Annotated in this window: 16 protein-coding genes and 1 tRNA gene; 14 read left to right on the top strand and 3 right to left on the bottom strand. The window is 72.6% G+C overall.

Annotated features, from left to right (window positions below; genetic code table 11):
• Positions 1 to 173: 173 nt before the first annotated feature.
• Together ABZ876_RS22825 and ABZ876_RS22820 are read left to right on the top strand one after the other, a co-directional pair.
• Positions 174 to 1,598 carry an NAD-dependent malic enzyme gene (locus ABZ876_RS22825; protein WP_361784064.1) on the top strand — a complete coding sequence of 475 codons (1,425 nt, stop codon included), beginning with the start codon at positions 174 to 176 and terminating at the stop codon, positions 1,596 to 1,598.
• Between the two features lie 390 nt (positions 1,599 to 1,988).
• On the top strand, positions 1,989 to 2,270 hold the full coding sequence (locus tag ABZ876_RS22820; protein ID WP_007498188.1) for an HU family DNA-binding protein: 282 nt from the start codon (positions 1,989 to 1,991) through the stop codon (positions 2,268 to 2,270).
• A 295-nt stretch (positions 2,271 to 2,565) separates the two neighbouring features.
• Here ABZ876_RS22820 and murA read toward each other — a convergent pair whose 3' ends face one another.
• Positions 2,566 to 3,906 carry a UDP-N-acetylglucosamine 1-carboxyvinyltransferase gene (murA, locus tag ABZ876_RS22815; RefSeq protein WP_361784061.1) on the bottom strand — a complete coding sequence of 447 codons (1,341 nt, stop codon included), beginning with the start codon at positions 3,904 to 3,906 and terminating at the stop codon, positions 2,566 to 2,568.
• A 250-nt stretch (positions 3,907 to 4,156) separates the two neighbouring features.
• Here murA and ABZ876_RS22810 point away from each other — a divergent pair, with 250 nt between their 5' ends.
• The 7 genes from ABZ876_RS22810 to ABZ876_RS22780 all read left to right on the top strand — a co-directional run bounded on the left by ABZ876_RS22810 (position 4,157) and on the right by ABZ876_RS22780 (position 12,413).
• Positions 4,157 to 4,729 carry a YqgE/AlgH family protein gene (locus ABZ876_RS22810; RefSeq protein ID WP_361784058.1) on the top strand — a complete coding sequence of 191 codons (573 nt, stop codon included), beginning with the start codon at positions 4,157 to 4,159 and terminating at the stop codon, positions 4,727 to 4,729.
• 28 nt (positions 4,730 to 4,757) lie between these two features.
• Positions 4,758 to 5,039: a DUF3039 domain-containing protein gene (locus ABZ876_RS22805; RefSeq protein ID WP_361784055.1), complete on the top strand. Its 282-nt coding sequence runs from the start codon at positions 4,758 to 4,760 to the stop codon at positions 5,037 to 5,039.
• Positions 5,040 to 5,336: 297 nt separating this feature from the next.
• Positions 5,337 to 6,962, top strand: a complete 1,626-nt coding sequence (locus ABZ876_RS22800; RefSeq protein WP_361784052.1) for a beta-N-acetylhexosaminidase — start codon at positions 5,337 to 5,339, stop codon at positions 6,960 to 6,962.
• A gap of 279 nt (positions 6,963 to 7,241) precedes the next feature.
• Positions 7,242 to 8,135, top strand: a complete 894-nt coding sequence (locus ABZ876_RS22795) for an FAD binding domain-containing protein (protein WP_361784049.1) — start codon at positions 7,242 to 7,244, stop codon at positions 8,133 to 8,135.
• On the top strand, positions 8,132 to 9,619 hold the full coding sequence (locus ABZ876_RS22790; protein WP_361784046.1) for a 2Fe-2S iron-sulfur cluster-binding protein: 1,488 nt from the start codon (positions 8,132 to 8,134) through the stop codon (positions 9,617 to 9,619). Before ABZ876_RS22795 ends, ABZ876_RS22790 begins: the two co-directional genes overlap by 4 nt.
• The gene (locus ABZ876_RS22785) at positions 9,616 to 11,922 is read left to right on the top strand and encodes a molybdopterin cofactor-binding domain-containing protein (protein WP_361784043.1); all 2,307 of its coding nucleotides are present in this window, start codon (positions 9,616 to 9,618) and stop codon (positions 11,920 to 11,922) included. The genes ABZ876_RS22790 and ABZ876_RS22785 overlap by 4 nt, the downstream gene beginning before the upstream one ends.
• Positions 11,923 to 12,161: 239 nt before the next feature.
• Positions 12,162 to 12,413 carry a hypothetical protein gene (locus tag ABZ876_RS22780; protein WP_361784040.1) on the top strand — a complete coding sequence of 84 codons (252 nt, stop codon included), beginning with the start codon at positions 12,162 to 12,164 and terminating at the stop codon, positions 12,411 to 12,413.
• A gap of 32 nt (positions 12,414 to 12,445) precedes the next feature.
• On the opposite strand, the gene ABZ876_RS22775 is transcribed toward ABZ876_RS22780, so the two are convergent.
• Positions 12,446 to 12,520: transfer RNA gene (locus ABZ876_RS22775), tRNA-Cys, on the bottom strand.
• Positions 12,521 to 12,730: 210 nt separating this feature from the next.
• On the opposite strand from ABZ876_RS22775, the gene ABZ876_RS22770 reads away from it, so the two are divergent.
• From ABZ876_RS22770 to dapE, 5 genes are all read left to right on the top strand, one after another.
• Positions 12,731 to 14,170 (top strand): MFS transporter, encoded by a 1,440-nt coding sequence (locus ABZ876_RS22770; RefSeq protein ID WP_361784037.1) that lies wholly within the window; start codon positions 12,731 to 12,733, stop codon positions 14,168 to 14,170.
• 150 nt (positions 14,171 to 14,320) lie between these two features.
• The gene (locus tag ABZ876_RS22765; RefSeq protein ID WP_361784034.1) at positions 14,321 to 16,123 is read left to right on the top strand and encodes a DEAD/DEAH box helicase; all 1,803 of its coding nucleotides are present in this window, start codon (positions 14,321 to 14,323) and stop codon (positions 16,121 to 16,123) included.
• Between the two features lie 308 nt (positions 16,124 to 16,431).
• On the top strand, positions 16,432 to 17,073 hold the full coding sequence (locus ABZ876_RS22760; RefSeq protein WP_361784031.1) for a helix-turn-helix domain-containing protein: 642 nt from the start codon (positions 16,432 to 16,434) through the stop codon (positions 17,071 to 17,073).
• Positions 17,074 to 17,233: 160 nt separating this feature from the next.
• The gene (locus ABZ876_RS22755; RefSeq protein WP_361784028.1) at positions 17,234 to 18,694 is read left to right on the top strand and encodes an amino acid permease; all 1,461 of its coding nucleotides are present in this window, start codon (positions 17,234 to 17,236) and stop codon (positions 18,692 to 18,694) included.
• Entirely contained in the window at positions 18,691 to 19,929 is a 1,239-nt protein-coding gene (dapE, locus tag ABZ876_RS22750) for a succinyl-diaminopimelate desuccinylase (protein ID WP_361784025.1), read from the top strand. The genes ABZ876_RS22755 and dapE overlap by 4 nt, the downstream gene beginning before the upstream one ends.
• Here the strand turns inward: dapE and ABZ876_RS22745 are convergent.
• Positions 19,835 to 21,406 carry a helix-turn-helix domain-containing protein gene (locus tag ABZ876_RS22745; protein ID WP_361784022.1) on the bottom strand — a complete coding sequence of 524 codons (1,572 nt, stop codon included), beginning with the start codon at positions 21,404 to 21,406 and terminating at the stop codon, positions 19,835 to 19,837. The two genes, dapE and ABZ876_RS22745, sit on opposite strands and share 95 nt — an antisense overlap.
• Between the last annotated feature and the right edge of the window lie 112 nt (positions 21,407 to 21,518).

Genomic DNA, 21,518 nt, shown 5'->3' with positions numbered 1-21,518 from the left:
GGGCCTCTTTCACTGCCGCGCCAGCCTCTCGTATCGTGGAATCGACTTTCCGGACTCGTGCCTCCGTGGGAACAAAACGTACGCAATCCATGGCGACTACCACGTACTCAGGGGTAGGTGCGACGATCGGACGGCACAACCCAGCGACACGGTGAAAGCAGAGGAAGTCGGCCATGGCAACGGCGCCCAGCGTCTCCTACTCGATGACCATCCGGTTGGAGGTGCCCGCGAGCGGAACCGCCGTCTCGCAGCTCACCACCGCCGTGGAGTCCTCCGGAGGCTCGGTCACCGGCCTCGACGTCACCGCATCCGGCCATGAGAAGCTCCGCATCGACGTCACCATCGCCGCCACCTCGACCTCCCACGCCGAGGAGATCGTCCAGAAGCTGCGCGGCATCGAGGGCGTGACCCTGGGCAAGGTCTCGGACCGTACGTTCCTCATGCACCTCGGCGGCAAGATCGAGATGGCGTCGAAGCACCCCATCCGCAACCGTGACGACCTGTCCATGATCTACACGCCGGGTGTGGCACGCGTGTGCATGGCGATCGCGGAGAACCCCGAGGACGCCCGCCGGCTCACCATCAAGCGCAACTCCGTTGCGGTCGTGACGGACGGCTCGGCCGTGCTGGGCCTCGGCAACATCGGCCCCAAGGCCGCGCTGCCCGTCATGGAGGGCAAGGCCGCCCTCTTCAAGCGCTTCGCCGGCATCGACGCCTGGCCGATCTGCCTCGACACCCAGGACGCCGACGCGATCGTGGAGATCGTCAAGGCGATCGCCCCCGGCTTCGCCGGCATCAACCTCGAGGACATCTCCGCGCCCCGCTGCTTCGAGATCGAGGCCCGGCTGCGCGAGGCCCTGGACATCCCCGTCTTCCACGACGACCAGCACGGCACCGCGATCGTCGTGCTCGCCGCGCTCACCAACGCACTTCGCGTGGTGGGCAAGGCGATCGAGAACGTACGCGTCGTGATGTCGGGCGCCGGCGCGGCCGGTACGGCCATCCTCAAGCTGCTGCTCGCGGCGGGCGTGAAGAGCGCCGTCGTCGCCGACATCCACGGTGTCGTGCACGCCGGCCGCGAGGACCTGGTGGACGCCGCCGCGGACTCCCCGCTGCGCTGGATCGCCGACAACACCAACCACGAGGGCCTGACCGGCACCCTCAAGGAGGCCGTGCGCGGTGCCGACGTCTTCATCGGCGTCTCCGCCCCGAACGTACTCGACGGCGACGACGTGGCCGCCATGGCCGAGGGTGCGATCGTGTTCGCGCTCGCGAACCCCGACCCCGAGGTCGACCCCGCAATCGCCCGCCAGACGGCGGCAGTTGTGGCCACCGGCCGCTCCGACTTCCCGAACCAGATCAACAACGTCCTGGTGTTCCCGGGCGTCTTCCGCGGCCTGCTGGACGCGCAGTCCCGCACGGTCGGCACGGACATGATGCTGGCCGCCGCGACCGCCCTCGCGGACGTGGTGACCGAGGACGAGCTGAACCCGAACTACATCGTCCCGAGCGTGTTCAACGACAAGGTCGCGGGCGCCGTCGCCGGAGCGGTGCGCGAGGCCGTGAAGGCGGCGGGGGAGTCGGCGACGGGCGCGTAGGCTCCGGCCGAGGGCTGTGACCATTGCCACGGTGGCCGGGTACGGCGCGTCGTTGAAGGCGCTCGTCCCGGCCGCCCCCTAGGGTGGCGCCCAGGCTCAGGCCCCCCAAGGCCCTGCGAAGCGTTTCCGGGAGTGGACCCAGCGTCACCACGCCGAGGCGTTGGCGCTTTTCGTGTGACTCCCAAGAGTGTTCTCACGACTCCTACGGGTGCCGGATTGGCTTTACCGCCGCAGGTGGGGGCAGGATGCGTCTTCGGGCGCGAGGGTCTGACGAAGGACCCGGGTCCGGGGACTCACCGAGGACCCTGGCAGCATCGACTTCGCTGTGCCCATCATGCGGCTCCGCCGCGTGGCACGCCTCAACGGCAAGAAGAACACGGGAGTAACAACATGAACCGCAGTGAGCTGGTGGCCGCGCTGGCCGACCGCGCCGAGGTGACCCGCAAGGACGCCGACGCCGTGCTGGCCGCGTTCGCCGAGACCGTCGGCGAGGTCGTCGCCAAGGGCGACGAGAAGGTCACCATCCCTGGCTTCCTGACCTTCGAGCGCACCCACCGTGCCGCTCGCACCGCGCGCAACCCGCAGACCGGCGACCCCATCCAGATCCCGGCCGGCTACAGCGTGAAGGTCTCGGCGGGCTCCAAGCTCAAGGAAGCCGCGAAGGGCAAGTGATCTTGCCGTCGTACGCCACGGGACTGGCGTACGAGCCGCACGCCGCGGAACGGTGTACGAAGCCGTACCGCCAGGGAACGGCGTACGAGGCCGTACCCGCCACGGAAGCGGCAGCACGAGGCCCGGTGACGCCCCTCGGGACGGCGTACGGGCCCAGCAATGCCTAAGGGGCGGTCACCCGATACGGGTGACCGCCCCTCGCGTGGATGCGGACGTGTGTGCACAGGCGCCCGTGCACGGACACGCAGGCGCGCACGCGGGCCCCCGGTGTCCCGGAGGCCCGCACGCAAAGCCGTCAGGCCAGGGCCTTGCCCGGGAGTTCGACCTTCGCGCCCAGTTCGATGAGCTTCTCCATGAAGTTCTCGTAGCCGCGGTTGATCAGTTCGATGCCGTGCACCCGGGACGTGCCCTGGGCCGCCAGGGCCGCGATCAGATACGAGAAACCGCCGCGCAGGTCCGGGATGACGAGGTCCGCACCCTGGAGCCTCGTCGGACCCGAAACGACCGCCGAGTGCAGGAAGTTGCGCTGCCCGAAGCGGCAGTCGGAGCCGCCGAGGCACTCGCGGTAGAGCTGGATGTGCGCGCCCATCTGGTTGAGCGCGGAGGTGAAGCCGAGGCGGGACTCGTAGACCGTCTCGTGGATGATCGACAGACCCGTGGCCTGCGTCAGAGCGACCACCAGCGGCTGCTGCCAGTCCGTCTGGAAGCCCGGGTGCACGTCCGTCTCCAGCGCGATGGACTTCAGCTGGCCGCCGGGGTGCCAGAAGCGGATGCCCTCGTCGTCGATCTCGAAGGCGCCGCCCACCTTCCGGTAGGTGTTCAGGAACGTCATCATCGACCGCTGCAACGCGCCGCGGACGTAGATGTTGCCCTCGGTCGCCAGCGCCGCCGACGCCCAGGACGCGGCCTCCAGACGATCCGGGAGGGCACGGTGGGTGTAGCCGCTGAGGCTCTCGACACCGGTGATGCGGATCGTGCGGTCGGTGTCCATCGCGATGATCGCGCCCATCTTCTGCAGCACGCAGATGAGGTCCTCGATCTCCGGCTCCACGGCCGCGTTGGACAACTCGGTGACGCCCTCGGCGAGGACCGCCGTCAGCAGCACCTGCTCGGTCGCGCCGACGGACGGGTACGGCAGCCGGATCTTGGTGCCGCGCAGCCCCTTGGGCGCCTCCAGGTACTGGCCGTCCGCGCGCTTCTCGATGACCGCGCCGAACTGCCGCAGCACATCGAAGTGGAAGTCGATGGGGCGGCCGCCGATGTCACAGCCGCCGAGGCCGGGGATGAACGCGTGCCCCAGGCGATGCAGCAGCGGGCCGCAGAAGAGGATCGGGATGCGCGACGAGCCCGCGTGGGCGTCGATGTCAGCGACGTTCGCGCTCTCGACGTGCGTGGGGTCGAGCACCAGCTCGCCCGGTTCCTCGCCCGGACGGACCGTCACGCCGTGCAGTTGGAGCAGCCCGCGCACCACACGCACGTCGCGGATGTCGGGGACATTGCGCAGCCGGCTCGGCGCACTGCCCAGCAGGGCGGCGACCATGGCCTTCGGTACGAGGTTCTTCGCACCGCGGACACGGATCTCACCCTCCAGCGGGGTTCCGCCGTGGACAAGGAGGACATCGTCGTTGACGGTCATGAATCTCGCGTTCCGTTGGGTGGGGCAGGGGCCGAAGACGTAAGACTAATGGCCGCCTACCCCCCTTCAGTAAGCCCAAGTACCTCCCAGCAAGGTCATAGGTTTGCCACAACACGAGCCGTATGTGGCCGGACGCACCGGGTGACCGTCCGGCGTGCGCCCGTGCCGCATCCGTGAGCCCTGTTCCGCATTCACCCGCGTACCCGGATTGCCTCCCCATCCCGGGGCAAGATGCGGGATCATGTCTGGCATGACCGAGGTGTCCTCGCTCACAGGGCGGCTGCTCGTGGCCACGCCCGCCCTGGCGGACCCGAACTTCGACCGTGCTGTGGTGCTCCTCCTCGACCACGACGAGGAGGGCTCGCTCGGTGTGGTCCTCAACCGCCCCACGCCCGTGGACGTGGGCGACATCCTGGAGGGCTGGGCGGACCTGGCCGGGGAGCCCGGTGTCGTCTTCCAGGGCGGACCGGTGTCGCTGGATTCGGCGCTCGGCATCGCGGTCATCCCGGGCGGCGCCTCGGCGGAGCGCGCCCCGCTCGGCTGGCGGCGGGTGCACGGCGCGATCGGCCTGGTGGACCTGGAGGCCCCGCCCGAACTGCTCGCCAAGGCGCTGGGCTCGCTGCGGATCTTCGCCGGGTACGCGGGCTGGGGGCCGGGCCAGCTGGAGGACGAGCTCGTCGAAGGGGCGTGGTACGTGGTCGAGTCGGAGCCCGGCGATGTGTCGTCTCCGGCGCCGGAAAGACTGTGGCGGGAGGTGCTGCGGCGGCAGCGCAGCGAGCTGGCGATGGTGGCCACCTATCCGGACGACCCTACGCTCAACTGATGCGTGCGGGCTTCAGTACCCTTGCCGTATGAGCACTCTCGAGCCCGGGCGCGGTACCGGTACGGGGACCCTCGTAGAGCCGACACCGCAGGTGTCGCACGGCGACGGTGACCACGAGCGCTTCGCCCACTACGTCCAGAAGGACAAGATCATGGCGAGCGCCCTCGACGGCACGCCCGTCGTGGCGCTGTGCGGCAAGGTGTGGGTACCGGGCCGCGACCCCAAGAAGTACCCGGTCTGCCCCATGTGCAAGGAGATCTACGAGTCCATGGGCAGCGGCGGCGACGAAGGCAAGGGCGGCGACAAGTAGCCGGCCGGACTCCCGCCCGACGACCGCAGGGCCCCCGGGACGCGTGAGGCGCGCCCCGGGGCTCTTCGTGTCCGTCCGACCGCTTCCGTCGTCCTCCGCCGATCCACGGACGTCGTTCCGCTCGGGTTCAGGCGTTCCGCTCGGGTTCAGGCGTTCCGCTCCGGTTCACGCGTTCCCGACCGGTTCACGCATCCGGCTTCCGTTCGCACGGCCTTGTCGATCAGGCTTCCCGTCACCGGGACGGCACGGCCGCCCGGGCCTTCGTGAAGACCGCACGGACCGGAAGGGCTGGATGCGATGGGCTTCGAGGAACTGATCCCGGCACCCCGCAAGGGCTGGTGGGTGCCCCCGCAGGGGCTGTTCGTGCTCGACGAGGAGACGGCGCTGCGCGCGCGGCCCGGCACCGAGCGCGTCGCCCACTGGATGCGCGACGTCCTGGGCGCGGCCACCGGGCTGCCCTTCCGGGAGGGCGGCGCGGAGAACGGCATCGTGCTGGGCATCGACCCGGCGATGGAGCCCGAGGCCTACCGCATCGTCATCGACGGATACGCCGTCCGTCTCGACGGGGGCAGCGCGGCCGGCGTCTTCTGGGGAGCGCAGACCTTCCGCCAGCTGCTGGGGCCGGAGGCCTTCCGGCGGGCGCCGGTCGACCCGGCCCGCCGCGCGTGGGAGGTGCCGGGGGTGGTCGTCGAGGACGCGCCCCGCTTCCCCTGGCGCGGTCTGCTGCTCGACGTCGCCCGGCACTTCATGCCCAAGGACGGCGTCCTGCGGTGTCTGGACCTGATGGCCGCCCACAAGCTGAACGTCCTGCATCTGCATCTCACCGACGACCAGGGCTGGCGACTGGAGATCAAGCGTCATCCGAAGCTCACCGAGGTGGGATCCTGGCGGTCCCGCTCCCGGTTCGGGCACCGGGCCTCGCCGCTGTGGGAGGAGAAGCCGCACGGCGGTTTCTACACGCAGGACGACATCCGCGAGATCGTCGCGTACGCGGCCGCGCGGCATATCACCGTGGTCCCCGAGATCGACATACCAGGACACAGTCAGGCGGCCATCGCCGCGTATCCGGAGCTCGGCAACGCGGACGTCGTCGACACGGCCTCCCTCTCGGTCTGGGACGACTGGGGCATCTCGGCCAACGTACTCGCCCCCACCGACACCACCCTGCGGTTCTACGAAGGGGTGTTCGAGGAAGTTCTGGAACTGTTCCCCTCGACGTTCATCCATATCGGCGGCGACGAGTGCCCGAAGGACCAGTGGCGGCGCTCCGCGGCCGCCCAGGCACGCATCCGGGAACTGGGGCTCGGCGACGAGGACGGACTCCAGGCGTGGTTCGTCCGGCACTTCGACACCTGGCTCACCGCCCGCGGCCGCCGGCTCATCGGCTGGGACGAGATCCTCGAGGGCGGTCTTGCCGCGGGGGCCGCTGTGTCCTCCTGGCGTGGATACGCCGGCGGTGTCACGGCCGCGCGGGCCGGACACGACGTCGTGATGTGCCCGGAGCAGCAGGTGTATCTGGACCACCGTCAGGACGGCGGCGAGGACGAGCCGGTGCCCATCGGATATGTGCGCACCCTGGCGGACGTCTACCGCTTCGAGCCGGTCCCGCCGCAGCTCAGCGCGGTGCAGGCGGGGCATGTGCTCGGCACCCAGGCCAATGTCTGGACCGAGGTGATGGAGGATCAGGCGCGGGTCGACTACCAGACGTTCCCGAGACTCGCGGCCTTCGCCGAGGTCGCCTGGAGCGCCCTGCCCCCACCCGCGGAGCGCGACTTCGCGGACTTCGAGCGGCGGATGGCCGTCCACTACCGCCGACTTGACGCCCTGGGGGTCGCCTACCGGCCGCCGGCGGGGCCCCTGCCGTGGCAGCGGCGACCGGGTGTGCTCGGACGCCCGATCGAGGGTGCGCCCCCGAACGTGTGAGGCCGCCGCCGAGGGGCAGCCGAGGGGCCGGGCGCCCTGGAAACGTGACCTCGCATGGGAGAAGTCGCAGCAGGGCCACCGGAGAGCGGCAATCAGCGCTCATGGGGAACCTCATGGCAAAACGGACCATCTCCCTGGTGAAGGGGCGAATGCCTCCTAGCGGACCCCTGCGTCGGGGGCCGGGAAAGATGTGCCAGAGTTGCCACGTCCGGCCTGTCAGCACGTACCGTACGGCAACACAGGTGGGACCAGGTGGGGCAGCGGGAAGGGGCAGCCGGTTTGACCACGCACGCACCGCAGGCGGCGCAGGCCGTGACGCTGCCTGCCTCACTGGACGAGGCCGTGGCGGCCCTGGCCGCCATGCCGGCCGCCGTCCCCGTGGCGGGCGGCACGGATCTGATGGCCGCGGTGAACTCCGGGCAGCTGCGGCCCGCCGCGCTGGTCGGTCTCGGCCGCATCAGCGAGATCCGCGGCTGGCAGTACCAGGACGGCCACGCGCTGCTCGGCGCCGGCCTCACCCACGCGCGCATGGGCCGCCCCGACTTCGCGGCCCTCATCCCCGCCCTCGCGGCGGCCTCGCGCGCCGCCGGACCTCCGCACATCCGCAACGCGGGCACCCTGGGCGGCAACATCGCCTCGGCCGCCCCCACAGGGGACGCGCTTCCGGTGCTGGCCGCTCTGGAGGCCACGCTGATCATCGCGGGCCCGGGCGGAGCCCGCCGCGAGATCCCGGTCTCGCACCTGCTCGCCGGCATGGAGATGCTGCGCGCCGGCGAACTCATCGGCTACGTGCGCGTACCGCTGCTGCACGCCCCCCAGGTCTTCCTGAAGGCGACCGGACGCACCGGCCCCGGGCGGGCCGTCGCGTCCGTGGCGCTCGTCCTCGACCCGGCCCGGCGCGGCGTGCGCTGCGCCGTGGGCGCCATAGCGCCCGTGCCGCTGCGCCCCCTGGACGCCGAGCAGTGGGTCGCCCAGCTCATCGACTGGGACAACAACCGCGCGATCGTCCCGGAGGCGCTCGCCGCCTTCGGGGAGTACGTCGCCGCGGCCTGCATCCCCGATCCCGCCCCGGCGGAGGACGGCACCGTGCAGCAGCTGCCGCCCGCCGTACTGCACCTGCGGCGCACCCTCGCCGCGCTGGCCCGACGAGCACTGGGGAGGGCACTGTCGTGACCGACGACCGGCACCCGGAGGGGACCCCGCAGGGGGGCACCCACGGCTCCTGGGAGCGACTGCCGCAGGGGGACTACGACGACGGCGCCACCGCCTTCGTCCAGCTCCCCGAAGGGGGCATCGACGCCCTCCTCGCCTCCGACAGCCCGCTGGCCGCGCCGGGCCACGGCTATGTGCCGCCGACGTTCGGCCCGGCCGCCGAGGAGGGCCACGACGCGGCGGCCCAGGACGGCTGGGCGGCGCCCGCGCGGGGCGCGGGCTGGCCCGACCCGAACCAGGCCCCCCCGCAGAACACGGGAGACCGGTTCACGTACCACCCCGGAGCCACCGGCCAGTGGGCCTTCGAGGAGGCCGCGGCCGCCCGGGAGCCCGCACCCGGGCACGACGTCACCGGTGAGTGGTCGATCCCGGTGGCGGGCGGCGATCTGCCGGACGAATCGGGCGAGTTCTCCACGTCCGCCCTGGTCGAGCAGTGGGGCGGTACCCCGCCCGCAACCCTGCCGGGTGGCGCGGCCGCGCCCTGGGCGACGGGTGCTGACGGGCAGCCCTGGTCCGACCCGGCCCAGCAGGTCCCCGACGAGCCGGCCGAGCCGGTCGGGCGGATGCCCGGCGAAGCCCCTGGGGGGCCGTCCGGCGGGCCGTACGAGGGCCGGAGGGCCGGCGGTGCCCCCGAGGCGCCCGAGGCCGCCCATGAGCCCTCAGGCGCCGTCGCCGGCCCCGCCGCCGAGGAGGTCCCCGCCGCGGATGCCGTACCGGCCGGGGATCCCGCCGCGGCCGGCCACGAACCGGCACCGGCACCGGAGGCCGACGCAGCCGACGCCGGAGAGCAGGACCACGGACCCCCGCCGTCCCCGCACGACGAGCACCCGCTCGTCTCGTACGTCCTGCGGGTGAACAGCTCCGACCGGCCCGTCACCGACGCCTGGATCGGGGAGTCGCTGCTGTACGTGCTGCGCGAGCGGCTCGGTCTCGCCGGCGCCAAGGACGGCTGCTCGCAGGGCGAGTGCGGCGCCTGCACCGTCCAGGTCGACGGGCGGCTCGTCGCCTCCTGCCTGGTGCCCGCCGTCACCGCCGCAGGCAGCGAGGTCCGTACGGTCGAGGGCCTCGCCGCCGACGGACAGCCCTCGGACGTGCAGCGGGCGCTCGCCCGGTGCGGGGCGGTGCAGTGCGGCTTCTGCATCCCCGGCATGGCGATGACCGTGCACGACCTGCTGGAGGGCAACCCCGCGCCGACCGAACTGGAGGCCCGCCAGGCTCTGTGCGGCAACCTGTGCCGCTGCTCCGGCTACCGGGGCGTCCTGGAGGCCGTCAAGGAGGTCGCCGCCGAAAGGCGGGCGCACGCCGAGGCCGAGTCGGCACCGGAGGCGGACGAGCCCCGCATCCCGCACCAGGCGGGCCCCGGCGCGGGCGGCGTGCACGCCTCCGCGTTCGACGGTACGGCCCCGCACGAGCACCCGTACGGCCAGGACGGAGGCCAGGCGTGAGCAACGAAGCCGCCACCGCGACCACCGCGGCGGCCGCACCCACCCCCGAGCCGCTGCCGCACGGCCTGGGCGCCTCCCTGCCGTCGGCCGACGCCGGCGCCAAGACCGAGGGCACCTTCCCGTACGCGGCCGACCTGTGGGCCGAGGGCCTGCTGTGGGCCGCAGTGCTGCGCTCGCCGCACCCGCACGCGCGCATCGTGTCCATCGACGTGAGCCACGCGCGCGAGATGCCCGGCGTGCGGGCCGTCGTCACCCACGAGGACGTGCCCGGCGGCGCGTTCCACGGCCGAGGCACGTCCGACCGCCCGGTGTTCGCCTCCGAGGTCGTGCGCCACCACGGGGAGCCCATCGCGGCCGTCGCGGCCGACCACCCCGACACCGCCCGTATGGCCGCCGCCGCGGTCATCGTCGAGTACGAGGTGCTCGACCCGGTGACCGACCCCGAACAGGCCTTCGAGGCGGAGCCGCTGCACCCCGACGGCAACCTGATCCGGCACATCCCGCTGCGCCACGGCGACCCGGACGCGCTCGGCGAGGTCGTCGTCGAGGGCCTCTACCGCATCGGCCGCCAGGACCCCGCTCCGATCGGTGCGGAGGCCGGGCTCGCGGTGCCCCGGCCCGACGGCGGGGTCGAGCTGTACCTCGCCTCCACCGACCCGCACGCCGACCGCGACCGGGCCGCGGAGGTCTACGGCCTGGAGCCGGAGCGGGTGAAGGTCGTCGTCACCGGGGTGCCCGGAGCCACCGCCGACCGCGAGGACCCCGGCTTTCAGCTCCCGCTGGGCCTGCTCGCGCTGACAACGGGCTGCCCGGTGAAGCTGACCGCGACACGCGAAGAGTCGTTCCTGGGCCACTCCCACCGCCACCCCACCCTGCTGCGCTACCGCCACCACGCGGACGCCGAGGGCCGGCTGGTGAAGGTCGAGGCGCAGATCCTGCTGGACGCGGGCGCCTACGCGGACACCTCCTCGGACGCGCTCGCCGCCGCCGTGTCCTTCGCCTGCGGCCCCTACGTCGTCCCGAACGCCTTCATCGAGGGCTGGGCCGTCCGCACCAACAACCCGCCCTCGGGCCATGTCCGCGGCGAGGGCGCCATGCAGGTGTGCGCGGCCTACGAGGCGCAGATGGACAAACTCGCCAGGAAACTCGGCCTCGACCCGGCGGAGCTGCGGCTGCGCAACGTCCTGGCGACGGGCGACGTCCTGCCGACGGGCCAGACCGTGACCTGCCCGGCGCCGGTGGCCGAACTGCTCGAAGCGGTACGGGACCACCCGCTGCCGCCGCTCCCCAAGGACACCCCCGAGGAGGAGTGGCTGCTGCCGGGCGGCCCCGAGGGCGCCGGAGAACCCGGTGCGGTGCGCCGCGGTGTCGGCTACAGCCTCGGCATGGTGCACATGCTCGGCGCGGAGGGCGCGGACGAGGTGTCCACGGCGACGGTGAAGGTTCACGACGGCGTGGCGACGGTGCTGTGCGCGGCCGTCGAGACCGGCCAGGGATTCGCCACGCTGGCCCGGCAGATCGTCCAGGAGACCCTCGGCATCGACGAGGTCCACGTGGCACCGGTCGACACCGACCAGCCGCCGGCCGGTGCGGGCTGCCGGGGCCGCCACACCTGGGTGTCGGGCGGAGCGGTGGAACGTGCCGCCAAGATGGTCCGCACCCAGCTGCTGCAACCCCTGGCGCACAAGTTCGGCATGTCCACCGAGCTGCTCCAGATCACCGACGGCAAGATCACCTCGTATGACGGTGTGCTGTCGACCACCGTCGCCGAGGCGCTGGACGGCAAGGAGCTGTGGGCCACGGCGCAGTGCCGCCCGCATCCGACGGAACCGCTGAACGAGACCGGCCAGGGCGACGCCTTCGTGGGGCTCGCGTTCTGCGCGGTCCGGGCCGTGGTGGACGTGGACATCGAGACCGGCTCGGTACGCGTGGTGGAAATGGCGCTCGCCCAGGACGTGGGCCGGGTGCTGAACCCGGCGCAGCTCGCCGCGCGTGTGGAGGCCGGCGTCACCCAGGGCGTGGGCATCGCGCTCACCGAGAACCTGCGCACGGCGCGCGGCCTGATCCGCCACCCCGACCTGACGGGCTACTGCCTTGCCACGGCCCTGGACGCCCCCGACATCCGGATCGTCAAGCTGGTCGAGGAGCGGGACGTGGTTGCCCCCTTCGGGGCGAAGTCCGTCAGTGCGGTGCCGGTGGTGACGTCCCCGGCGGCGATCGCCTCGGCGGTACGCGCGGCGACGGGCCGCCCGGTCAACCGCCTGCCGATCCGTCCGCAGGCGGCGGTGGTGACGAACCAGTGAACGGCGCCGGGTCCGTCACCTGACGTCCTCGAAGGCTCGCGGCGGCGACGGGCCAACGCGCCGAATCCCGCGCCCGGTTCGTGTCGCCTCCTGGCCGGATCGCCCGCGCGCCCGGGAGCAACCGGGCATATTCCCTCGGATTCCAATCCGAGATGTCTTCTTCGGGAGCTTTTGTGGTGCGAGTGCGCAGCGCCCTTCTCGCCGGTTCGGCCGCCGCTGGGCCGGCCCTTACGGTGCCGATGGGCACCGCGAACGCCGCCACCGGGTTCTTCCTGTACACCGCACGGCCCGGCAATGTCCGGACCGTGCTGTACAACCCGGTCGACGACGAGTGCTGCAACATCAGCGGACAGGGTCACGCGCTCAACGAAACCAACCGCAATGCCGAGCTGTACGCCTACTCCGACTGCCGAGGAGACGTCGGGAGGCTGCTCCCGCCCGACACCTCGGCCGCGGACGCCACCCTCACGAGCGTGAGGTTCGTCCACTGACCCGAGGCGTGTGTTCTGCCTGGTCAAGGCCTTGGAGGCCGTGGCGGGAATCGAACCCGCGTAACCCGCTTTGCAGGCGAGTCCCTCAACCACTCGGGCACACGGCCGGGATCAAGTGCGGTACCGCTTGCGTGCGTTGTGACCCGACACAGGGAGCGTAGGGTCCGGGGGCCGGCGGGCTCAAGGGACGCGTGGGCGTTGCAACGGGACTGCCATACGGCGTTCATGAACCGGGCTCGAGTCCTAGGACCAAGGGCCCACGCGATCACCGGCTTCGGACAGGAGCCAGTCCCCTTTGTGCCCCTTACTCTGGCCGCATGGCAGTCCTGGAACCCCGCGACACCGACGTCGTTCCCTCCGTCCCGCCGGACGGTCCCACCGGCGTCCTGAGCCGGCCGTACCGGGCGCTCAGTATCGGCGTCGTCTCGGTCGTCCTGGTGATCGCCTTCGAGGCGACTGCCGTCGGCACCGCGATGCCGGTCGCGGCCCGGGAGCTGGACGGGCTGTCCCTGTACGCCTTCGCGTTCTCCGGGTACTTCACCACCAGCCTGTTCGGCATGGTGCTCTCAGGCCAGTGGTCGGACCGCAGGGGCCCCCTCGCGTCGCTGACCTGCGGCATCGTCGCGTTTGCCGCCGGGTTGCTGCTGTCCGGGACGGCCGGGGCGATGTGGCTGTTCATCCTCGGCAGAGCCGTGCAGGGGCTCGGCGGCGGCCTGGTGATCGTCGCCCTGTACGTCGTCGTCAGCCGCGCCTACCCCGAACGCCTGCGGCCGGCGATCATGGCGGCGTTCGCGGCGGGCTGGGTGGTCCCGTCGGTGGTCGGCCCGCTGGCCGCGGGCGCGGTGACCGAGCACCTCGGCTGGCGCTGGGTGTTCATCGGTATCCCGGCGCTGGTGGTGTTCCCTCTGGCCCTCGCGCTGCCGCAGATACGGCGCCGGGCGGGCGGCCCCGCCGAGGAGGCCGTCGCCGCACCCTTCGACACCCGCCGCATCCGGCTCGCCCTCGGTATCTCGCTCGGCGCCGGGCTCCTTCAGTACGCCGCCCAGGACGTGCGCTGGGCCTCCCTCGCGCCCGCCGTAGCGGGTGCCGCACTGCTGGTCCCGGCGGTCCTCCGGCTGCTGCCCCGCGGCACCTACCGGGCGGCGCGCGGGCTGCCGTCCGTGGTGCTGCTGAGGGGAGTGGCGGCGGGCGCCTTCGTCTCGGCGGAGAGCTTCGTCCCGCTCATGCTCGTCACCCAGCGGGGCCTGTCGCCGACGCTGGCCGGCTTCTCCCTCGCGGCGGGCGGCGGGAGCTGGGCGCTCGGGTCGTATCTCCAGACCAGGCCGCGCCTGGAGCCGTACCGGAACCGGCTGATGACGCTCGGCATGATCGTGGTCGCGGCCGCGATCGCCACCGCGCCGAGTGTGCTGGTGCACGCGGTGCCCGTGTGGATCGTCGCCGTCGCCTGGGGGTTCGGCTGCTTCGGCATGGGCCTGGTGATCTCCTCGACCAGCGTCCTGCTCCTGAAGCTGTCGGCCCCCGGGGAGGCGGGTGCCAACTCGGCAGCCCTGCAGATCTCCGACGGCCTGGCGAACGTCGTCCTGCTCGCCGCGGGCGGTGCCGCGTTCGCCGCGCTCGGCGGCGGCACGGTCGCGCCCACGGCCGTCGGCGCGACCGCCGGAGGCTCTCACCCGGCCGCCTTCGCCGCGGTCTTCCTGCCGATGGCGGCGGTGGCGCTGGCGGGGGCGTGGGTGACCACGCGGCTGCGCGAGCGGTGACGCGCGGGGGCCCGGCCCGGTGATCTGTGAGCCGTGTCGCACCGGGGCCGGATGCGGTGGTGTTGACCCAAGTGGCGGGCGAGCTCACCGGTAGGGTGGCCCGGTTGTCATACGTAGCCGAGCCATCCCAGCCCCAGCGAACCGGAGACCGTGACTACCACCGCCGCCAGCAGTTCCTCGTACTCGCACCACCTGTCTCCGGCCTTCCCCGGCCGCGCTCCCTGGGGCACCGCCGGCAAGCTGCGTGCCTGGCAGCAGGGGGCGATGGAGAAGTACATCCAGGAGCAGCCGCGTGACTTCCTCGCCGTCGCCACGCCCGGCGCCGGCAAGACGACCTTCGCGCTGACGCTCGCGTCCTGGCTGCTGCACCACCATGTGGTGCAGCAGGTGACCGTGGTCGCGCCGACCGAGCATCTGAAGAAGCAGTGGGCGGAGGCGGCCGCGCGGGTCGGGATCAAGCTCGACCCCGAGTACAGCGCGGGACCGCTCGGCCGGGAGTACCAAGGGGTCGCGGTCACCTACGCGGGCGTCGGCGTACGGCCCATGCTGCACCGCAACCGCGTCGAGCAGCGCAAGACCCTCGTCATCCTCGACGAGATCCACCACGCCGGCGACTCCAAGTCCTGGGGCGAGGCGTGCCTGGAGGCGTTCGAGCCCGCGACCCGCCGCCTCGCCCTCACCGGTACGCCGTTCCGGTCCGACACCAACCCCATCCCCTTCGTGACGTACGAGGAGGGCAACGACGGGATCCGGCGGTCCGCCGCCGACTACACCTACGGATACGGGTCCGCGCTCGCCGACGGGGTCGTGCGGCCGGTCATCTTCCTCTCCTACAGCGGCAACATGCGCTGGCGCACCAAGGCGGGCGACGAGATCGCCGCCCGGCTCGGCGAGCCCATGACCAAGGACGCCGTCAGCCAGGCCTGGCGCACCGCCCTCGATCCGCGCGGCGACTGGATGCCGAGCGTGCTGCGCGCCGCCGACCAGCGGCTGACCGAGGTCCGCAAGGCCATCCCGGACGCCGGCGCCCTTGTCATCGCCTCCGACCAGGAGGCGGCCCGCGCCTACGCCAAGCTCATCCGTGAGATCACCGGGCACAAGGCGACCCTCGTGCTGTCCGACGACGCCGGCGCCTCCGACCGCATCGACGAGTTCAGCGGCAACGACGACCGCTGGATGGTCGCGGTCCGTATGGTGTCCGAGGGTGTCGACGTGCCGCGGCTCGCGGTCGGGGTGTATGCGACCACCATCTCCACCCCGCTCTTCTTCGCCCAGGCCGTCGGCCGTTTCGTACGGTCCCGGCGCCGCGGCGAGACCGCCTCCGTCTTCCTTCCGACGGTCCCCGACCTCCTCACCTTCGCCAACGAGATGGAGCGGGAACGGGACCACGTCCTCGACAAGCCGAAGAAGGACGGCGAGGAGGACCCGTACGCCGAGTCCGAGAAGGAGATGGAGGAGGCCAACCGGGAGCAGGACGAGGACACCGGCGAGCAGGACATGCTGCCGTTCGAGGCGCTGGAGTCCGACGCCGTCTTCGACCGGGTCATGTACAACGGCGCCGAGTTCGGCATGCAGGCCCATCCGGGCAGCGAGGAGGAGCAGGACTACCTCGGCATCCCGGGTCTTCTGGAGCCGGAGCAGGTGCAGTTGCTGCTCCAGAAGCGGCAGGCCCGGCAGATCGCGCACAGCCGCAAGAAGCCGGACACCGAGGCCGATCTGCTCGAACTGCCCGCCGACCGGCGGCCCGTGGTCACCCACAAGGAGCTGCTGGAACTGCGCAAGCAGCTGAACACGATGGTCGGCGCGTACGTCCACCAGAGCGGCAAGCCGCACGGCGTGATCCACACCGAGCTGCGCCGGGTGTGCGGCGGCCCGCCGAGCGCCGAGTGCACCGCGGGCCAGCTACGGCAGCGGATCGCCAAGGTCCAGGAGTGGGCGACGCGGATGCGGTGACGCCGACGCGTTACGCGCATGTTTCGCCGAAACCTGCGCACATATCGACGTAAAAGCGACCTACGTGTACCGGTCATTGACCGGATTCTGGACGGAGCCTTCCGCTGAGCGAACCGGATCGCTACTGTCCCGCTACGCACACGCCCCGTGGCAGCGCCGCCGCGGAGCGCAGCCGTGAAAGCGACCGTGCCCGGGAGCCGCCCCGGGCCGCCGGCCGAACGGCGGCCTCTGAGGCGCGTCGCCGACGGGACTCGGTGCCGCATCCGCCGTGAGGTGGCCGCCGTCCTCACCACTAAGGAGTGGGCGTCGTGACCGCGGAGACCTCTCAGACGCTGGACCGGGGCCTCAGGGTCCTCAAACTGCTCGCCGACACGGACCACGGACTGACGGTCACCGAGCTGTCCAACAAACTGGGCGTCAACCGGACCGTGGTGTACCGGTTGCTGGCCACGCTCGAACAGCACTCCCTCGTCCGCCGCGACCTGGGCGGCCGCGCCCGGGTCGGCCTCGGCGTGCTGCGCCTCGGCCGCCAGGTGCATCCGCTGGTACGGGAGGCTGCGCTGCCCGCCCTGCGGGCGCTCGCCGAGGACATAGGCGCGACCGCGCACCTCACGCTCGTCGACGGCGCGGAGGCGCTGGCCGTCGCCGTGGTCGAGCCGTCGTGGACCGACTACCACGTGGCGTACCGGGCCGGGTTCCGCCATCCGCTCGACAGGGGAGCCGCCGGCCGGGCCATACTCGCCGCCCGTCACCAGCCGATCGCCGAGCCCGGCTACACCCTCACCCACGGGGAGCTGGAGACGGGCGCGTGCGGGGCGGCCGCACCGCTGCTCGGAGTGAACGGGATCGAGGGCAGCGTGGGGGTCGTCATGCTGTCGGACTCGGTGCCGGAGCGGGTGGGGCCCCGGGTGCTCGAGGCCGCCCGGGAGGTCGCCGAAGCGCTGCGCTGACCGCCGCCCGGCCCGGCCCCGGCCATTCCGGCCGCACCTGGCATTAGCCGACCGGCCAAACGCCCGTCCTCCCCTCTGGCCGATCCTCTCATCGCAGCGCGCTCCCGCCTCCGCATCATCAGGGGCCATACCAGCCCCAGTGGTGGAGGGAGCAAGCGCGGTGGAGACAGTACGGACACGGCCGGGAGCCGGCCGACAGGATGGTCCCGGACGGCGGTTGACCAGGCGGCAGGCCGTCGGCGCACTCGTCGCCGAGGCCGGCGGCAGCCCGCTGCGGCGGACCATGGGCGTCGGACAGCTCACGTTGCTCAGCGTGGGCGCGACCCTGGGCACCGGCATCTTCGTCGTCCTGGGCCAGGCCGTTCCCCAGGCCGGCCCCGCGATCGTCGTGTCCTTCGTGCTCGCCGGAGTGACCGCCCTGTTCTCGGCGCTGTCGTACGCCGAACTGGCCGGCATGATCCCCGGCTCCGGCTCCTCCTACAGCTACGCCTACGCCACGATGGGCGAGCTGATCGCCTGGGTGTGCGGCTGGTGCCTGATCCTGGAGTACGGGGTGTCCGTCGCGGCGGTGGCCGTCGGCTGGGGCCAGTACGTCAACGAACTGCTCCGGCTCACCGTGGGCGTCACCCTGCCCGACGCGCTCAGCGCCCCGCCCGGCGCCGGAGGCACTCTCAACGTCCCGGCGGCCCTCATCGTCGTCCTCGCCATGACCGTGCTGCTGCGCGGGGCCAAGGAGAGCGCCGTCGCCAACACCGTCATGGTCGCCGTGAAGATCGCCGCCCTCGTGATGTTCTGCGCGGTCGCCTTCACCGCGTTCCGCGCGGGCAACTTCCAGCCGCTCTTCCCGCTGGGCACCGCCGGGATGAGCGCGGGCGCGGCCTCGCTGTTCTTCTCCTACATCGGGTTCGACGCGGCCTCGACCGCCGGTGAGGAGGCGCGCAACCCGCAGCGCGACCTGCCCCGCGCGATCATCCTCTCCCTCGTCCTGGTCACGGCGCTGTACGTGCTCGTCGCGGTGGCCGCGCTCGGTGCCATGCCGTGGCAGCAGTTCGCGGGGACGGAAGCCACGCTCAGCGAGGTGCTCGTGCGGTCCGTCGGCGGCGGCAGCCTCTGGCCGGTGCTGCTGTCGGTCGGCGCGGTCGTCGCCACCACCAGCGTGGTGCTCACCGTGCAGTACGGGCAGATCCGCATCCTGTTCGCCATGTCCCGGGACGGCCTGGTGCCGCCGCTGTTCTCCAAGGTCCATCCCGCCACGGGCGTGCCCCGCGCCAACACGGTGATCGTCTCGGCGTTCATCGCCGTGCTCGCCGCCCTCGTCCCGCTGGGCAGCCTCGCCGACGCCACCAGCATCGGCACGCTGTTCGCCTTCCTGCTGGTCAACCTGGCCGTCGTCCTGCTGCGCCGGCGCAACCCCGACGCACCCCGCTCCTTCCGGGTCCCCTTCTCCCCGGTGACCCCGGTCCTCGGCATGGGCTTCTGCGTCTACATGCTGTTCAGCCTCGGCACGGACACCTGGATCGCGTTCGCCGCCTGGATGGCGGCCGGCCTGGTGGTCTACGGGCTGTACGGGATCCGCCACTCCAAGCTCGACCAGGCGCCCGAACTCCAGGAGCGCGCATGACCTCTCTCGACCTCACCGCGGACGTCGCCACCCTCACCCGGGACCTCGTCGACATCCCCTCCGAGAGCGGCGACGAGACACGGATCGCGGACGCCGTCGAAGCGGCTCTCCAGGGCCGTGCGCACCTTGTCGTCGAACGCGTCGGCAACTCCGTCGTCGCACGAACCGCCCCGCGAACTCCGGCCGGCCCCCGGGCGGGTGGGACCCCCGCCGACCGCCCCGAACGGGTCGTCGTCGCCGGCCACCTGGACACCGTGCCCGCGGCGGGGAACCTGCCCTCCACGACGGACCAGGACCGCATCCACGGCCTCGGCGCCTGCGATATGAAGGGCGGCGTCGCCGTGGCCCTGCGCCTCGCCGCCACCGTCACGGCGCCGGTGCGCGACATCACCTACGTCTTCTACGAGTGCGAGGAGGTGGAGGGGGACCGCAACGGTCTGCGCCGTATCGCCGCGGAACGGCCCGACCTGCTCGAGGCCGACCTGGCGATCCTGATGGAGCCCTCGGACGCCGGAGTCGAGGCGGGATGCCAAGGGGTCCTGACCGCCGACATCACGGTCCGCGGCGAGCGGGCGCACACGGCACGGCCGTGGAAGGGCGCCAACGCCGCCCACCGCGCGGCCCGCGTGCTGCAACGGCTCGCCGACCACACCGCGGAGCGCGTCGTCATCGACGGACTGGAGTACCGGGAGAGCCTGAGCGCCGTCGCCGTACGGGCCGGGGTCGCAGGCAACGTCGTACCCGACGAGTGTGTCGTCACCGTCAACCACCGGTTCGCCCCCAGCCGTTCGCCCGAGGAGGCGGAGGCGTCCATCCGGAGCCTGTTCCCGGAGTACGACGTCCATGTCACCGAGGTCGTCCCGGGCGCGCTTCCCGGCCTCGGCCGGGAAGCGGTCGCCTCGCTCGTCCGCGCCCTCGCCGTCACGCCCCGCCCCAAACTCGGCTGGACGGACGTCGCCCGCTTCGCCGGGCTCGGTACGCCCGCGGTCAACTACGGACCCGGGGACCCGGCGTTGGCGCACACGGCGGGGGAGTATGTGCCCGTGGCGCAGCTTCGGGAGTGCGAGATTCGGCTCAGGGACTGGCTCACCGCGCCGACGTCCGCCCAGCTCTTCGACGACAGGACCCAGCGCCCCGGCACTAGAGCTGCGCCAGCAGCCTCAACTGGAGCCACAGCACCAGCCGTTCGTCGGGATCGTCCAGGGCGATCCCGACGTGCTGCTGGGCCTGTCTGAGGCGGTAGCGGCAGGTGTTCGGATGCACCGCGAGCAGCTTCGCCGCGCCCGCCATGTCGCAGCCCGACTCGAACCAGGCGAGCAGGGTGCGCGCGTAGTCGGTGCCGTGCTCGGCGTCGTGTGCGAGGACGTCCTGCCAGGCGCCCGCGCCCAGCTCCCGCCGCTCGCGGAGCACCTCGGACAGCCGCATCAGGGTGAGCCGGGGCCGTACCCCGGCCGCCGACGCCACCGGGAGCTCCGGCCCGAGCACCCGCAGGACGAGGTCCGCGTCGTCCCGGGACGCCGGCACCCCGGCGAGAGAGGGAACGACCTCGCCGAGTCCGGCCCGGACCGGCACCCGCAGTGCCTGACCGGCCCGCCGCACGATGTCGTCGGCCAGCCGCAGATGGCGCTGCTCATGAGTGCGCCTCGCGCCCGCCGCCGCGGCCGCCGGAAGACCGGGCGCGGGCAGCAGCGCGTAGACCACCCCGTCGACGAGCACACACGCGTGCCGCCCGTAGCGTGCCTCGCACTGGAGCCGTACGAGGTCCAGCAGCCGCAGCGCGGTCTGCTCGCCGTCCGGGGCGGGAACCGTCGAGTCCAGGGCGAACGCGGCCACCCGCACGGCCTGCAGACCGAGCCTGAGCGCGGCGGACTCCGGGTCGGCGGCGCCCTCCAGCAGACGGCGCAGCAGGTCGCCGTCCTGGTGCCGGGCCAGCTCCTGCGCGGCACGCGCCCGCAGCAGCAGCAGCGCCGCCGTGGACGCGCCCTGCGCCAGCGCCTCCTCGGCGTCGGGCGCGAGCCGTCCGCCGTCCACGACCCAGAGTGAGCCCAGGGTCTCGCCGCCGGCGCGCACGGCGACGGCGAGCCGCGGCAGGGCGCCCGCGAGCGCGGGCAGCCGCACCGGGCCCCGGGCCGCGAAGACCGTCCGGTACTGCTCGGTGTTCTCCGGGCTGCCCGGCACCCGCAGTCCGAGGATCCCCTGGCGGCGGTCCTCGTCGGTCGCCTGCCCCGGCACGGTCGAGTACGCGAGGATCCGCTGCCTGGGGTCCTCGATCGCGGTGGCCCCGCCGACCGCCGCCGCCACCGCGTCGGCCAGCGCGAACAGCTCCCCTCGCGTGTCCCCGCCGCCCGCGGCCGCCGGGCGCGCCCCGATCGCGGACGCCAGCAGCAGATGCACCTGGTGCCAGGCCGCGTCCTCGTCCACGGACAGCAGCGCCACCCCCGCCGACTCCGCCTCGGCGACGGGCCCGCCCGCGCCGCGTACGACGACGCCCGTCATCCCGGCTTCCGCGGCCGCCCTGGTCAGTGGTCCGGCGGCCGGGGCCCGCACGCCCACCGCCAGCAGCAGCGCTCCCGGCGCCCGGGGCGGCAGAGCGCCGGCGTCGTACAGCAGCGCCTCGGTGACGGGCGCGCCGAGGCCGGCGGGCGCGGTGAGCAGCCGGACGGAGGGCTCACCGACGACATCCAGCAGGTCACCGAGGGTGCGGGCGTCCATTGGCGTCCTCGCTCCGGTCGATTGCGGTTCTGGCGATTGGAGAATCTCATCAGGAAGCTAGGCCGGATTTGGCCTCCCGCACAACGTGGGGTGCGCCACGAGCTGGCCAGAC

The organism is Streptomyces sp. NPDC046931 (assembly GCF_040644655.1).
GTDB lineage: Bacteria > Actinomycetota > Actinomycetes > Streptomycetales > Streptomycetaceae > Streptomyces.
The sequence above is the reverse complement of the archived record's forward strand: the minus strand, read 5'-3'. Positions and strand labels throughout refer to the sequence as shown.

What these genes read in the sequence shown, in the direction of transcription:
- ABZ876_RS22825 (WP_361784064.1), top strand. Translation starts at nt 174, where the DNA reads ATGGCAACGGCGCCCAGCGTCTCCTACTCGATGACCATCCGGTTGGAG.
- ABZ876_RS22820 (WP_007498188.1), top strand. Translation starts at nt 1,989, where the DNA reads ATGAACCGCAGTGAGCTGGTGGCCGCGCTGGCCGACCGCGCCGAGGTG.
- murA (WP_361784061.1), bottom strand. Translation starts at nt 3,906, where the DNA reads ATGACCGTCAACGACGATGTCCTCCTTGTCCACGGCGGAACCCCGCTG.
- ABZ876_RS22810 (WP_361784058.1), top strand. Translation starts at nt 4,157, where the DNA reads ATGACCGAGGTGTCCTCGCTCACAGGGCGGCTGCTCGTGGCCACGCCC.
- ABZ876_RS22805 (WP_361784055.1), top strand. Translation starts at nt 4,758, where the DNA reads ATGAGCACTCTCGAGCCCGGGCGCGGTACCGGTACGGGGACCCTCGTA.
- ABZ876_RS22800 (WP_361784052.1), top strand. Translation starts at nt 5,337, where the DNA reads ATGGGCTTCGAGGAACTGATCCCGGCACCCCGCAAGGGCTGGTGGGTG.
- ABZ876_RS22780 (WP_361784040.1), top strand. Translation starts at nt 12,162, where the DNA reads ATGGGCACCGCGAACGCCGCCACCGGGTTCTTCCTGTACACCGCACGG.
- ABZ876_RS22770 (WP_361784037.1), top strand. Translation starts at nt 12,731, where the DNA reads ATGGCAGTCCTGGAACCCCGCGACACCGACGTCGTTCCCTCCGTCCCG.
- dapE (WP_361784025.1), top strand. Translation starts at nt 18,691, where the DNA reads ATGACCTCTCTCGACCTCACCGCGGACGTCGCCACCCTCACCCGGGAC.
- ABZ876_RS22745 (WP_361784022.1), bottom strand. Translation starts at nt 21,406, where the DNA reads ATGGACGCCCGCACCCTCGGTGACCTGCTGGATGTCGTCGGTGAGCCC.